Annotated in this window: 12 protein-coding genes and 1 pseudogene; 12 read left to right on the top strand and 1 reads right to left on the bottom strand. The window is 60.6% G+C overall.

Annotation, left to right across the window (positions count from 1 at the left end):
- The first annotated feature begins 30 nt into the window (after nucleotides 1-30).
- The 6 genes from dnaJ to AB5975_06435 all read left to right on the top strand — a co-directional run bounded on the left by dnaJ (nucleotide 31) and on the right by AB5975_06435 (nucleotide 7606).
- A complete protein-coding gene (dnaJ, locus tag AB5975_06460) occupies nucleotides 31-1155 on the top strand; it encodes a molecular chaperone DnaJ (GenBank protein ID XDR21500.1) in 1125 nt (374 codons plus the stop codon).
- A gap of 13 nt (nucleotides 1156-1168) precedes the next feature.
- Nucleotides 1169-1972, top strand: coding sequence for a 4-hydroxy-tetrahydrodipicolinate reductase (gene dapB / locus AB5975_06455; GenBank protein XDR21499.1), 804 nt, complete (start codon nucleotides 1169-1171; stop codon nucleotides 1970-1972).
- 264 nt (nucleotides 1973-2236) lie between these two features.
- Nucleotides 2237-3373, top strand: a complete 1137-nt coding sequence (gene carA, locus AB5975_06450) for a glutamine-hydrolyzing carbamoyl-phosphate synthase small subunit (protein ID XDR21498.1) — start codon at nucleotides 2237-2239, stop codon at nucleotides 3371-3373.
- A gap of 105 nt (nucleotides 3374-3478) precedes the next feature.
- Nucleotides 3479-6700, top strand: a complete 3222-nt coding sequence (gene carB / locus AB5975_06445; GenBank protein XDR21497.1) for a carbamoyl-phosphate synthase large subunit — start codon at nucleotides 3479-3481, stop codon at nucleotides 6698-6700.
- Nucleotides 6697-7179, top strand: coding sequence for a transcription elongation factor GreA (gene greA, locus AB5975_06440; GenBank protein XDR21496.1), 483 nt, complete (start codon nucleotides 6697-6699; stop codon nucleotides 7177-7179). Before carB ends, greA begins: the two co-directional genes overlap by 4 nt.
- Nucleotides 7157-7606, top strand: coding sequence for an MFS transporter (locus tag AB5975_06435; protein ID XDR21495.1), 450 nt, complete (start codon nucleotides 7157-7159; stop codon nucleotides 7604-7606). Before greA ends, AB5975_06435 begins: the two co-directional genes overlap by 23 nt.
- Before the next feature lie 12 nt (nucleotides 7607-7618).
- Here the strand turns inward: AB5975_06435 and yhbY are convergent, their stop codons facing one another.
- A complete protein-coding gene (gene yhbY, locus AB5975_06430; protein ID XDR21494.1) occupies nucleotides 7619-7927 on the bottom strand; it encodes a ribosome assembly RNA-binding protein YhbY in 309 nt (102 codons plus the stop codon).
- A gap of 102 nt (nucleotides 7928-8029) precedes the next feature.
- Between yhbY and rlmE the strand changes: the two genes are divergently transcribed.
- The 6 genes and pseudogenes from rlmE to secG all read left to right on the top strand — a co-directional run bounded on the left by rlmE (nucleotide 8030) and on the right by secG (nucleotide 14204).
- Nucleotides 8030-8656 carry a 23S rRNA (uridine(2552)-2'-O)-methyltransferase RlmE gene (rlmE, locus tag AB5975_06425; GenBank protein ID XDR21493.1) on the top strand — a complete coding sequence of 209 codons (627 nt, stop codon included), beginning with the start codon at nucleotides 8030-8032 and terminating at the stop codon, nucleotides 8654-8656.
- Between the two features lie 203 nt (nucleotides 8657-8859).
- Nucleotides 8860-10763 (top strand): annotated as a pseudogene (gene ftsH / locus AB5975_06420) (ATP-dependent zinc metalloprotease FtsH).
- An 8-nt stretch (nucleotides 10764-10771) separates the two neighbouring features.
- The gene (gene folP / locus AB5975_06415) at nucleotides 10772-11623 is read left to right on the top strand and encodes a dihydropteroate synthase (protein ID XDR21492.1); all 852 of its coding nucleotides are present in this window, start codon (nucleotides 10772-10774) and stop codon (nucleotides 11621-11623) included.
- A gap of 16 nt (nucleotides 11624-11639) precedes the next feature.
- Nucleotides 11640-12980, top strand: a complete 1341-nt coding sequence (gene glmM / locus AB5975_06410) for a phosphoglucosamine mutase (protein ID XDR21491.1) — start codon at nucleotides 11640-11642, stop codon at nucleotides 12978-12980.
- A gap of 65 nt (nucleotides 12981-13045) precedes the next feature.
- Entirely contained in the window at nucleotides 13046-13801 is a 756-nt protein-coding gene (tpiA, locus tag AB5975_06405) for a triose-phosphate isomerase (protein ID XDR21490.1), read from the top strand.
- A gap of 4 nt (nucleotides 13802-13805) precedes the next feature.
- Nucleotides 13806-14204, top strand: a complete 399-nt coding sequence (gene secG, locus AB5975_06400; GenBank protein ID XDR21489.1) for a preprotein translocase subunit SecG — start codon at nucleotides 13806-13808, stop codon at nucleotides 14202-14204.
- Nucleotide 14205: the final 1 nt, after the last annotated feature.

Raw genomic sequence — 14205 nt, 5'->3', positions numbered from 1 at the left:
GCCTGACGCCTAACAAGGTGCAAATGACCTATGTCCAAGCGTGATTATTATGAGGTCCTGGGTGTCGAGCGCGGCGCCAGCGAAGCTGACCTCAAGAAGGCGTATCGCCGTCTGGCGATGAAGTATCACCCGGACCGCAACCCGGGCGATAAAGAGTCGGAAGACAAGTTCAAGGAGGCCAACGAGGCCTACGAAGTGCTGTCTGACGCGAGCAAGCGCGCGGCCTTCGACCAGTATGGCCACGCTGGCGTCGACCCAAGCATGGGTGGCGGCGGTGCCGGCTTCGGTGGCGCCAACTTCTCCGACATCTTCGGTGATGTGTTCAGCGATTTCTTCGGTGGCGGCCGCGGTGGCGGACGTGGCGGTGCCCAGCGCGGCAGCGACCTGCGCTACACCCTTGAACTGAACCTGGAAGAAGCGGTGCGCGGCACCACGGTCAGCATTCGCGTGCCTACCTTGGTCAACTGCCAGCCTTGCGACGGTTCTGGTGCCAAGAAGGGTTCGACCCCTTCGACCTGCCCGACCTGCGGCGGCATCGGCCAGGTGCGCATGCAGCAAGGCTTCTTCTCGGTGCAGCAGACCTGCCCGCGCTGCCATGGCCAAGGCAAGATCATTACCGACCCGTGCACCTCGTGCCACGGCGAAGGCCGTGTCGAAGAATACAAGACGCTGTCGGTCAAGGTGCCGGCGGGTGTTGATACCGGTGACCGCATTCGCCTGTCGGGCGAGGGTGAGGCCGGTACCCATGGTGGCCCGACCGGTGATCTGTACGTGGTGATCAGCGTGCGTGAGCACGAGATCTTCCAGCGCGACGGCAAGCACCTGTACTGCGAAGTGCCGATCAGCTACACCGATGCCGCCCTGGGCGGCGAGCTGGAAGTGCCGACCCTGGATGGCCGCGTGAAGCTGAAAATTCCGGAAGGCACCCAGACCGGCAAGCAGTTCCGTTTGCGCGGCAAGGGCGTTGCTCCGGTACGTGGTGGTGGTGCGGGCGACCTGCTGTGCCGCGTGGCGGTGGAAACCCCGGTCAACCTCAGCCGCCGCCAGCGCGAGCTGCTCGAGGAGCTGCGTGATTCGCTGGAAGGCGACAGCTCCCACTCGCCCAAGGCCAGTGGCTGGTTCGATGGCGTGAAGCGCTTCTTCGGCGATCTCTGACAAGGAAATGGCTATGCGACGTATTGCGGTAATGGGTGCGGCTGGGCGGATGGGCAAGACCCTGATCGAAGCCGTACAGCAAACCCCTGGTGCTGGGCTGACGGCGGCGATCGATCGCCCTGACAGCTCGCTGGTGGGCGCTGATGCTGGTGAGCTGGCGGCCCTCGGCCGGATCGGAGTGTTGCTCTCCGATGACCTGGCCAAGGTGGCTGACGAGTTCGACGTGCTGATCGACTTCACGCACCCTTCGGTGACCCTGAAGAACCTGGCGTTCTGCCGCAAGCACGGCAAAGCCATGATCATTGGCACCACGGGCTTCTCTGTCGAAGAGAAGCAGTTGCTGGCCGAGGCCGGCAAGGACATTCCAATCGTGTTCGCCGCCAACTTCAGTGTGGGTGTGAACCTTAGCCTCAAGTTGCTGGATATGGCGGCGCGGGTGCTGGGTGATGATGTCGATATCGAGATCATCGAGGCGCACCACCGGCACAAGGTCGATGCGCCGTCGGGTACTGCATTGCGCATGGGTGAAGTGGTTGCCAATGCGCTGGGGCGTAACCTGCAGGAAGTGGCGGTGTATGGCCGCGAAGGCCAGACCGGCGCGCGTGATCGCAAGACCATCGGCTTCGCTACCGTGCGGGCCGGCGACGTGGTGGGCGATCACACCGTGTTGTTTGCTGCCGAAGGCGAGCGCCTGGAAATCACTCACAAGGCCTCCAGCCGCATGACCTTCGCCAAGGGGGCCGTGCGTGCGGCGCTGTGGCTGGATGGGCGTGAGCCTGCGCTGTACGACATGCAGGATGTGCTCGAGCTGCGTTAAGCCGCTACGCGGTGTTGGTTTCTTCGCGGGTTTGCCCGCGAAGAAACCAACATGGACGTCAGCCTGTCGCATTCATGTGTTTTAGAGACACATCCACGGTAGACCGAAAACGCACTTTTCTGTAAGCTACAGCTTTAGTGTGTCCACTAAAAGCGCGCAGCGAATTGAATTCAGCACATGAAAGCGGGGTGACGTGTCCATACGTCACTCCGCTTTTTTGCAACCTGCGATCGCCCTTTCATGCTTGATTTACGGGAGGTCTTCTTGACAAAGCCAGCCATACTCGCCCTTGCCGACGGCAGTATTTTTCGCGGTGAAGCCATTGGTGCCGACGGTCAGACCGTTGGTGAGGTGGTATTCAACACCGCTATGACCGGCTACCAGGAAATCCTTACAGACCCTTCCTATGCGCAGCAAATCGTTACCCTGACCTACCCGCACATCGGCAACACCGGCACCACGCCGGAAGATGCCGAGTCGAACCGCGTCTGGTCCGCTGGCCTGGTCATCCGTGACCTGCCGCTGCTGGCCAGCAACTGGCGTAACACCCAGTCGCTGCCTGAGTACCTCAAGGCCAACAACGTCGTTGCCATCGCCGGCATCGACACCCGCCGCCTGACCCGTATCCTGCGTGAAAAGGGCGCCCAGAACGGTTGCATCCTCGCCGGTGACAACATCAGCGAAGAAGCCGCCATCGCCGCTGCCCGTGGCTTCCCAGGCCTGAAGGGCATGGACCTGGCCAAGGTTGTCTCCACCAAGGAACGCTACGAATGGCGCTCCAGTGTGTGGGAGCTGAAAACCGACAGCCACCCGACCATCGACGCTGCCGACCTGCCGTATCACGTGGTTGCCTTCGACTATGGCGTCAAGCTGAACATTCTGCGCATGCTGGTTGCCCGTGGCTGCCGCGTGACCGTGGTGCCGGCCCAGACCCCGGCCAGCGAAGTGCTGGCACTCAACCCGGACGGCGTGTTCCTGTCCAACGGCCCTGGTGACCCCGAGCCGTGCGACTACGCCATCCAGGCGATCAAGGAAATCCTCGAAACCGAGATCCCGGTATTCGGCATCTGCCTCGGTCACCAGCTGCTGGCCCTGGCTTCCGGCGCCAAGACCGTGAAAATGGGCCATGGCCACCATGGTGCCAACCACCCGGTCCAGGACCTGGACACCGGCGTGGTCATGATCACCAGCCAGAACCACGGCTTTGCCGTTGACGAAGCCACCCTGCCGGGTAACGTCCGCGCCATCCACAAGTCGCTGTTCGACGGCACCCTGCAAGGTATCGAGCGTACCGACAAGAGCGCGTTCAGCTTCCAGGGCCACCCTGAAGCGAGCCCAGGCCCGACCGACGTCGCGCCACTGTTCGATCGTTTCACCGATGCCATGGCCAAGCGCCGCTGAGCATCCTGCATCAAGGCCCCGGGCCGGCTCCTGCCGCGCCCGGAAGCGCCTGACCCAGATTGTTCAAAGCGGCTTGCCGACTGACCCCGGATTTGAGTGACCACCATGCCAAAACGTACAGACATCAAAAGCATCCTGATTCTCGGCGCTGGCCCGATCGTGATCGGCCAGGCCTGCGAATTCGACTACTCCGGCGCCCAGGCCTGTAAAGCCCTGCGCGAGGAAGGTTTCCGCGTCATCCTGGTGAACTCCAACCCAGCCACCATCATGACCGACCCGGCCATGGCCGACGCCACCTACATCGAACCGATCAAGTGGCAGTCGGTGGCCAAGATCATCGAGAAAGAGCGCCCAGACGCCGTATTGCCGACCATGGGTGGCCAGACTGCACTGAACTGCGCCCTGGACCTGGAGCGCCACGGCGTTCTGGAGAAGTTCGGCGTAGAGATGATCGGTGCCAACGCCGACACTATCGACAAGGCTGAAGACCGTTCGCGCTTCGACAAGGCGATGAAGGACATCGGCCTGGAGTGCCCGCGCTCCGGTATCGCCCACAGCATGGAAGAGGCCAATGCGGTCCTCGAGAAGCTCGGCTTCCCATGCATCATCCGCCCGTCGTTCACCATGGGTGGCACTGGCGGTGGTATTGCTTACAACCGTGAAGAGTTCGAAGAAATCTGCACCCGTGGTCTGGACCTGTCGCCGACCAAAGAGCTGCTGATCGACGAATCGCTGATCGGCTGGAAAGAGTACGAGATGGAAGTGGTCCGCGACAAAAAGGACAACTGCATCATCGTCTGCTCCATCGAAAACTTCGACCCGATGGGTGTGCACACCGGTGACTCGATCACTGTCGCTCCGGCACAGACCCTGACCGACAAGGAATACCAGATCATGCGCAACGCCTCGCTGGCGGTGCTGCGTGAAATTGGTGTGGAAACCGGCGGTTCCAACGTGCAGTTCGGTATTTGCCCGAACACTGGCCGTATGGTCGTGATCGAGATGAACCCGCGCGTTTCGCGTTCGTCCGCCCTGGCTTCCAAGGCTACCGGCTTCCCGATCGCCAAGATCGCCGCCAAGCTGGCCATTGGCTACACCCTCGACGAGCTGCAGAACGACATCACTGGCGGCCGCACCCCGGCTTCCTTCGAGCCGTCGATCGACTACGTCGTCACCAAGCTGCCACGCTTCGCCTTCGAGAAATTCCCGAAAGCCGACGCCCGCCTGACCACCCAGATGAAATCCGTGGGTGAAGTCATGGCCATCGGCCGTACCTTCCAGGAATCCCTGCAGAAAGCCCTGCGCGGCCTGGAAGTCGGTGCTTGCGGCCTCGACCCTAAAGTCGACCTGGCCAGCCCGGAAGCTGCCAGCATCCTCAAGCGCGAGCTGACCGTGCCGGGTGCCGAGCGTATCTGGTACGTGGCTGACGCCATGCGTTCGGGCATGACCTGTGAAGAAATCTTCGCCCTGACCGGCATCGACATGTGGTTCCTGGTGCAGATGGAAGATCTGATCAAGGAAGAAGAGAAGGTCAAGACCCTGGCCCTGTCGGCGATCGACAAGGACTACATGCTGCGCCTCAAGCGCAAGGGCTTCTCGGATCAGCGTCTGGCTGTGTTGCTGGGCATCACCGACAAGAACCTGCGCCGTCACCGCCACAAGCTGGAAGTGTTCCCGGTGTACAAGCGCGTCGACACCTGCGCCGCCGAGTTCGCCACCGACACCGCCTACCTGTACTCCACCTATGAGGAAGAGTGCGAGGCCAACCCGTCGACCCGCGACAAGATCATGATCCTGGGTGGCGGCCCTAACCGTATCGGCCAGGGTATCGAGTTCGACTACTGCTGCGTACACGCTGCCCTGGCGCTGCGTGAAGACGGTTACGAGACCATCATGGTCAACTGCAACCCGGAAACCGTCTCTACCGACTACGACACTTCCGACCGTCTGTACTTCGAGCCGCTGACCCTGGAAGACGTGCTGGAAGTCTGCCGCGTCGAGAAGCCGAAAGGCGTGATCGTTCACTACGGCGGCCAGACCCCGCTGAAACTGGCCCGCGCTCTGGAAGAAGCTGGCGTACCGATCATCGGTACCAGTCCTGACGCCATCGACCGCGCCGAAGACCGTGAGCGCTTCCAGCAGATGGTTCAGCGCCTGAGCTTGCTGCAGCCGCCAAACGCCACCGTGCGCAGTGAAGAAGAAGCCATCCGCGCTGCGGGCGGCATCGGTTACCCGCTGGTTGTGCGCCCATCCTACGTACTGGGCGGCCGCGCCATGGAAATCGTCTACGAGCTGGACGAGCTGAAGCGCTACCTGCGTGAAGCGGTTCAGGTGTCGAACGACAGCCCGGTACTGCTCGACCACTTCCTCAACTGCGCCATCGAGATGGACGTGGATGCGGTGTGCGACGGCACCGACGTGGTCATCGGCGCGATCATGCAGCACATCGAACAGGCCGGCGTTCACTCCGGTGACTCGGCGTGCTCGCTGCCTCCTTACTCGCTGAGCAAGGAAGTGCAGGACGAAGTCCGCGTACAGGTCAAGAAAATGGCCCTGGAGCTGGGCGTGGTCGGCCTGATGAACGTGCAGCTGGCCCTGCAGGGCGACAAGATCTACGTGATCGAAGTCAACCCGCGTGCCTCGCGTACCGTGCCGTTCGTGTCCAAGTGCATCGGCACTTCCCTGGCCATGATCGCCGCCCGCGTCATGGCTGGCAAAACCCTGAAAGAGCTGGGCTTCACCCAGGAAATCATCCCGAACTTCTACAGCGTCAAGGAAGCCGTCTTCCCGTTCGCCAAGTTCCCAGGGGTTGACCCGATCCTCGGCCCTGAGATGAAATCGACCGGTGAAGTCATGGGTGTCGGTGACAGCTTCGGTGAAGCCTTCGCCAAGGCTCAGATGGGTGCGAGCGAAGTGCTGCCGACCGGCGGTACCGCGTTCATCAGCGTGCGTGACGACGACAAGCCACAAGTGGCAGGCGTTGCTCGCGACCTGATCGCCCTGGGCTTCGAAGTGGTTGCAACTGCTGGCACCGCCAAGGTTATCGAGGCGGCTGGCCTGAAAGTACGCCGTGTGAACAAGGTGACCGAAGGTCGCCCGCACGTGGTCGACATGATCAAGAACGACGAAGTGTCGCTGATCATCAACACCACCGAAGGCCGCCAGTCGATCGCCGATTCCTACTCGATTCGTCGCAATGCGCTGCAGCACAAGATTTACTGCACCACGACCATTGCGGCCGGTGAAGCCATCTGCGAAGCGCTGAAGTTTGGTCCGGAAAAGACCGTTCGTCGCTTGCAAGATCTGCATGCAGGACTGAAAGCATGAGCATTACCAAGTACCCGATGACCGTCCAGGGCGCTCGCGCCCTGGAAGAGGAGCACCTGTTCCTGAGCAAGACCGAGCGCCCACGCCTGAGCCAGGCGATCGGTGAAGCACGTGAGCTGGGTGACCTCAAGGAAAACGCCGAATACCATGCTGCCCGTGAAGAGCAGGGCATGGTCGAGGCGCGTATCCGCGATATCGAAGGCCGTCTGCAGAATTCGGTCGTGATCGACGTGACCACGATCCCTCACACCGGCAAGGTGATTTTCGGTACCACCGTGGTACTGGCCAACACCGAAACCGATGAAGAGGTGACCTATCAGATCGTCGGCGAGGATGAAGCCGACGTGAAACAGGGCAAGCTCTCAAGCGGTGCGCCGATTGCCCGTGCCATCATCGGCAAGGAAGAAGGTGATACTGTCGTCGTCAAGACGCCTAGCGGCACGGTCGAGTACGAGATTGTCGAAGTCAAGCACATCTGACCGGCGCCTGCGGGCGCCATCCCTCGAGGGGATCCTCTGGCAATTGGCCCAGGTGTTCTGGGTCGGTGGCCTGTGGGTGTTCCATGTGGGGCTGGTGCCTGCGCTCAAGGTCAGTGGCCTGGCGCCGCTGCTGGTGCAGGATATCGCCGGGCAGATCGACCGCTGGTTGATCGGCGTGGCGTTGCTTGGTTTGTTGACCCAGCTTGCGGTGCTGGCGAGGGTGGACGGCCTGGCGGCCTGGTGGCGGCAGTTTCGTGGCCAGATGTTGTTGCTCGGTTTCGGTGCGTGCGTGGGGTATTACACCTTGCGCTACGGTATTTCCGTAGGCGAGCGCTGGCAGATGTTCTGTTTCCTGGTGCTGGGTTTTTCCGGCATCGTGCTGGTGGCCCAACCGGTCCCGGTCAGGGCGCGTTCACCGCGCCACTGATCGGAGCTACCGTTACTTGTAACGGTGGATGTTGGACAGCTGCTTGTTCGGCTGTGGGTTCTTGCGGTAGATCAGGGCTTTCTTGCCGATGGTCTGCACCAGCTCGGCACGGCCGGCCTTGCACAGTTCTGCAATGGTTTCGGCACGTTCTTCGCGGTCTTCCGAGCGAATTTCGACCTTGATCAGCTCATGGTCGACCAGCGCGCGCTCCAATTCGGCGATGACGCCTTCATTCAAACCGTTGCCAGCAACGATCAGGACCGGCTTCAGGTCATGACCAATGGACTTGTATTGCTTCTTCTGCTCGTTATTGAGCGGCATAATCTGACCCTTTCCGTCTGATTCTGTAAAATTGACCGGCATTTTACCCGAGGGCCACCGGCTCCGCCCAGTCAATCACGACGCATATCATCGAGGTGCCCCGTGGTACAACGTTCCAAAAGCAGCGCCAACTGGCTGCGAGAGCATTTTAACGACCCTTTTGTGAAGCAGGCGCAGAAGGATGGCTACCGCTCGCGTGCGAGCTACAAACTGCTGGAGATCCAGGAGAAGGACCGTCTGATCCGCCCTGGCATGAGTGTGATCGACCTCGGCGCCGCGCCTGGTGGCTGGTCCCAGGTGACCAGTCGTCTGATTGGTGGCCAGGGTCGCCTGATCGCTTCCGACATTCTGGAAATGGACTCGATCGCTGATGTGACCTTCATTCAGGGTGACTTCACCCACGATGAAGTGCTGCAGCGCATTCTCGAGGCTGTCGGCGATTCGCACGTAGACCTTGTGATTTCCGACATGGCCCCCAATATGAGTGGTACGCCCGCGGTGGACATACCGCGTGCCATGTTCCTCTGTGAGCTGGCCCTCGATCTGGCGACCCGCGTACTCAAGCCCGGCGGCGACTTCCTGATCAAGATTTTCCAGGGCGAAGGTTTTGACGTGTACCTGAAGGACGTGCGCAGCAAGTTCGACAAAGTGCAAATGCGCAAGCCATCTTCGTCGCGGGATCGCTCCCGTGAGCAATACCTGTTGGGCAGAGGCTTCAAAGGGGCATGAAAGGTGTGAAGCGGGGTGGCCGATAGTTAATTCCAATCGGCCACTGCGTCAGGATCGTCCGAACTTCGTGTAGTCTAGCTTTCACAAAGGGTTACAGACGGTGCCTGCGGCTGCGTAGGTAATGTAGTAAGTTAGGGCGATGAATATCATGCGAGGCACGGCTGCGTCGTGCGCCGGCCTCAGAGGGTAGCGAATTGAACGACATGGCAAAGAATCTGATCCTGTGGTTGATCATCGCAGCTGTCCTGGTGACAGTGATGAACAACTTCTCCAGCCCTAACGAGCCGCAGACCCTCAACTACTCCGACTTCATCCAGCAGGTCAAGGATGGCAAGGTCGAGCGTGTGACCGTAGACGGCTACATCATTACCGGCAAGCGCGCCGACGGCGACAGCTTCAAGACCGTGCGTCCGGCCATTACCGACAATGGCCTGATCGGCGACCTGGTCGACAACCATGTGGTTGTCGAAGGCAAGCAGCCTGAGCAGCAGAGCATCTGGACGCAGCTGTTGGTGGCGAGCTTCCCGATCCTGGTGATCATTGCCGTGTTCATGTTCTTCATGCGCCAGATGCAAGGCGGCGCAGGCGGAAAGGGCGGGCCGATGAGCTTTGGCAAGAGCAAGGCGCGCCTGCTGTCCGAAGACCAGGTCAAGACCACGCTGGCCGACGTTGCCGGCTGCGACGAAGCCAAGGAAGAGGTTGGCGAGCTGGTCGAGTTCCTGCGCGATCCAGGCAAGTTCCAGCGCCTGGGTGGCCGCATTCCACGTGGTGTGCTGATGGTTGGCCCGCCCGGTACCGGTAAGACCTTGCTGGCCAAGGCCATTGCTGGCGAAGCGAAAGTGCCGTTCTTCACCATTTCCGGTTCGGACTTCGTGGAGATGTTCGTCGGTGTCGGTGCCAGCCGTGTGCGCGACATGTTCGAGCAGGCCAAGAAGCACGCCCCGTGCATCATCTTCATCGACGAGATCGACGCCGTTGGTCGCCACCGTGGCGCCGGCATGGGCGGCGGTCACGACGAGCGTGAGCAAACCCTCAACCAGTTGCTGGTGGAGATGGACGGCTTCGAGATGAACGATGGCATCATCGTTATCGCTGCTACCAACCGTCCGGACGTACTCGACCCTGCGCTGCTGCGTCCGGGTCGCTTCGACCGCCAGGTGGTGGTCGGCCTGCCGGATATCCGTGGTCGCGAACAGATCCTCAAGGTGCACATGCGCAAAGTACCGGTTGGCGAGAACGTCAACCCGGCGGTCATTGCCCGTGGTACCCAGGCTTCTCCGGTGCCGACCTGGCCAACCTGGTCAACGAGGCTTCGCTGTTTGCCGCACGCTCCAACAAGCGCCTGGTCGAAATGAAAGAGTTCGAACTGGCCAAGGACAAGATCATGATGGGCGCCGAGCGCAAGACCATGGTCATGTCCGAGAAAGAAAAACGTAACACTGCCTACCACGAGGCTGGCCATGCCATCGTTGGTCGCCTGGTGCCAGAGCACGACCCGGTCTACAAGGTTTCGATCATTCCGCGCGGTCGTGCCTTGGGCGTGACCATGTTCCTGCCGGAAGAAGACCGTTACAGCCTGTCCAAGCGCGCGCTCATCAGCCAGATCTGTTCGCTGTACGGTGGTCGTATCGCCGAAGAAATGACCCTGGGCTTCGATGGCGTGACTACCGGTGCGTCCAACGACATCATGCGTGCCAGCCAGATCGCCCGAAACATGGTGACCAAGTGGGGCTTGTCGGAAAAACTCGGCCCGCTGATGTACGCAGAAGAAGAGGGTGAGGTATTCCTCGGTCGTAGCGCCGGCAGCCAGCACGCCAGTGTGTCCGGCGAGACTGCCAAGCTGATCGACTCCGAAGTGCGCAGCATCATCGATCAGTGCTACGCCACTGCCAAGCAGCTGCTGATCGAGAATCGAGACAAGCTTGAAGCGATGACCGAAGCGTTGATGAAGTACGAAACCATCGATGCCGATCAGATCGACGACATCATGGCTGGGCGTACGCCACGCGAGCCGCGTGACTGGGACGATGACAAGGACTCGGGTACGCCTGCGGCCCAGAATGATCGTCCGGAATCGCCAATCGGCGGCCCAGCAGCTCAACACTAAGGGCATCTATGAGCTCAGTGCAGTACCCGACCCGGTTGCCTTGCGGCAACCGGGTTCTTGATTTGTCACGTACCCATGTCATGGGTATTCTCAATATCACCCCCGATTCCTTCTCCGATGGCGGGCGCTTCAGTCAGCGTGACGAGGCCCTGCGCCATGCCGAGGCAATGGTTGCCGCCGGCGCTACGCTGATCGACATCGGCGGCGAGTCCACGCGGCCGGGCGCACGCGCAGTATCGGTGACCGAAGAGCTGGAGCGGGTGGCGCCAATGGTTGAGGCGATCAATAGTCGCCTTGACGTGGTCATCTCGGTCGATACCTCGACGCCTGCCGTCATCCGCGAGTCCGCGCGTCTAGGCGCCGGGCTGATCAATGACGTGCGCGCCCTGGAGCGCGATGGCGCTCTGGACGCCGCGGCCGATACTGGCCTGCCGGTGTGCCTCATGCACATGCGTGGCGAGCCGGGTAACATGCAGGATGACCCGCATTACGAAGATGTGACCGCCGACGTTGCGCGTTATCTTGAGCAGCGGATGGCCGCCTGTTCGGCGGCGGGCATCGATTCAAACAGAATCATTCTTGATCCGGGCTTTGGTTTCGCCAAGACACTGGCGCACAACCTGAGCCTGTTCAAGCACATGGAAGCGCTCTATCGCCTTGGGCGCCCACTGCTGGTGGGTGTTTCACGAAAGAGCATGATCGGCCTGACGCTGGAACGTCCGGTCGGCGAGCGCTTGTACGGCAGCCTTGCGCTGGCGGCGTTGGCCATGACCAAGGGGGCGAGCATACTTCGTGTCCATGATGTGGCCGAAACTGTCGATGTAGTGCGCATGATCGCTGCGGTGCAAAACGCCGAATAAGAACATTGGAGTCCCTATGAGCAGAAAATACTTTGGTACCGACGGCATTCGTGGCCGCGTCGGCGAATACCCGATCACGCCTGACTTCATGCTGAAGCTTGGCTGGGCGGCTGGCATGGCGTTCCGCAAGCAGGGCCATTGCCGGGTGCTGGTGGGCAAGGACACGCGTATCTCTGGTTACATGTTCGAGTCCGCGCTCGAAGCCGGCCTGGCCGCCGCGGGTGCCGATGTCATGCTGCTGGGGCCAATGCCTACACCAGCCATCGCCTACCTGACGCGCACATTCCATGCCCAGGCGGGCATTGTCATCAGTGCCTCGCACAACCCGCACGAAGACAACGGCATCAAGTTCTTCTCCGGTCAGGGCACCAAGCTGCCTGACGAAGTCGAGCTGATGATCGAGGAACTGCTCGACCAGCCGATGACGGTTGTCGATTCGAGCAAGCTGGGCAAGGTGTCGCGCATCAACGACGCGGCGGGCCGCTACATCGAATTCTGCAAGAGCAGCGTGCCGAGCAGCACCAGCTTCGATGGCCTCAAACTGGTGGTCGATTGCGCCCACGGCGCCACCTACAAGGTCGCGCCAAGCGTGTTCCGCGAGTTGGGTGCCGATGTGACCGTGCTGCATGCGCAACCAGACGGCCTGAACATCAACGAAGGCTGCGGCTCGACCCACATCGAATCGCTGCAGGCTGCCGTGCTGGTGGGCCATGCCGACCTTGGCATTGCCTTCGATGGCGACGGTGATCGGGTGCTGATGGTCGACCACACCGGCGCCATCGTCGACGGTGACGAACTGCTGTTCATCATTGCTCGCGACTTGCACGATCGTGGCAAGCTGCAAGGTGGGGTAGTCGGCACGCTGATGAGCAACCTGGGCCTGGAGCTTGCACTGAAAGACCTGGATATCCCGTTCGTGCGGGCCAAGGTCGGCGACCGTTATGTCATGGCTGAGCTGCTGGAGCGCGAGTGGCTGGTTGGTGGCGAAAACTCCGGCCATGTCGTGTGCTGCAACCACACCACCACCGGTGACGCGATCATTGCCGCTTTGCAGGTGCTGATGGCGCTCAAGCGCCGTGGCGAAACCTTGGCGCAGGCCCGTCAGGCGCTGCGCAAGTGCCCGCAGGTGTTGATCAACGTGCGCTTCGGCGCCAGCAAGGTCGACCCGCTGGAGCACCCGGCCGTCAAGGATGCCAGTGCCAAGGTCACTGAAGCGTTGGCCGGTCGCGGTCGTGTGCTGTTGCGCAAGTCTGGTACCGAGCCGCTGGTGCGGGTCATGGTCGAAGGCGAAGACGAAACCCAGGTGCGTGGCCATGCTGAAGCACTGGCCAAACTGGTTGGCGAAGTTTGTGTCTGATGGCGCTTGCCAGCGCAGATCTGGTTGGGTAAGATCTGCGCCCACTTTGACCGACGAGGTAAAGCATGCGTCGCCCTATGGTAGCTGGTAACTGGAAGATGCACGGTACCCGCGCTAGCGTCGCTGAGCTGACCGAAGGCTTGAGCAATCTCGCCTTGCCGAGCGGAGTGGAAGTCGCGGTATTTCCACCAGCCCTGTTCATCAATCAAGTGATCGATGGCTTGGCGGGTAAAGAAATTACTGTCGGCGCACAGAATTCTGCTGTACAACCCGAACAGGGTGCGCTGACCGGGGAAGTTGCTCCGGAGCAGCTGGTTGAAGCAGGTTGCAAGTTGGTGTTGATTGGTCACTCGGAGCGTCGCCAAGTCATTGGTGAAACCGACGAAGTGCTCAATCGCAAGTTTGCAGCGGCCCAGGCCAAAGGTTTGAAGCCAGTGCTTTGCATCGGGGAAACCCTTGAAGAGCGCGAGGCTGGCAAAACGCTTGAAGTTGTCGGGCGTCAACTAAGCAGTATCATCGAAGCATTCGGTGTTAAGGCTTTTGCCAATGCAGTAATCGCCTATGAGCCTGTATGGGCCATCGGCACTGGCCTTACGGCCACGCCACAGCAGGCCCAGGATGTGCACGCCGCCATCCGCGGCCAGCTGGCGGCAGAAGATGCTGAAGTAGCTGCGAAGGTGCAGTTGCTCTACGGCGGCAGCGTGAAGGCGGCCAATGCGGCCGAACTGTTCGGCATGCCGGATATCGATGGGGGTCTCATTGGTGGGGCTTCCCTGAACGCAGACGAATTCGGTGCAATTTGTCGCGCCGCAGGAAACTGAACAAATGCTGGAAACAGTCATCGTTGTTTTTCATCTGTTGGCAGCGCTGTCGCTTGTAGTGCTGGTTCTGTTGCAACAGGGTAAAGGTGCTGAAGCAGGTGCATCTTTCGGCGCGGGTGCCTCAAACACCGTGTTCGGGAGCCAAGGCTCTGCAACGTTCCTAAGTAAATTAACTGCTATACTCGCTGCCACTTTCTTTTTGACAGCACTTGGGTTAGGATACTTCGCGAAGCAACAAGCTCACCAGCTTAGCCAAGCAGGTCTTCCAGATCCAGCAGTGCTAGAAGTGAAAGAGCAGCAAAAACCGGCAGTTAATGATGATGTACCGGTGCTCCAACAGCAGGAGAGCGAAACCACCAATAACACGGGTGATGTACCTCCTCCGGCAGAAGAGCAGAAGTAAC

It is taken from the genome of Pseudomonas putida (assembly GCA_041071465.1).
Classification (GTDB): domain Bacteria; phylum Pseudomonadota; class Gammaproteobacteria; order Pseudomonadales; family Pseudomonadaceae; genus Aquipseudomonas; species Aquipseudomonas putida_P.
Note: the sequence above shows the minus strand (reverse complement) of the source record. Positions and strands in the feature narration are given on the sequence as shown.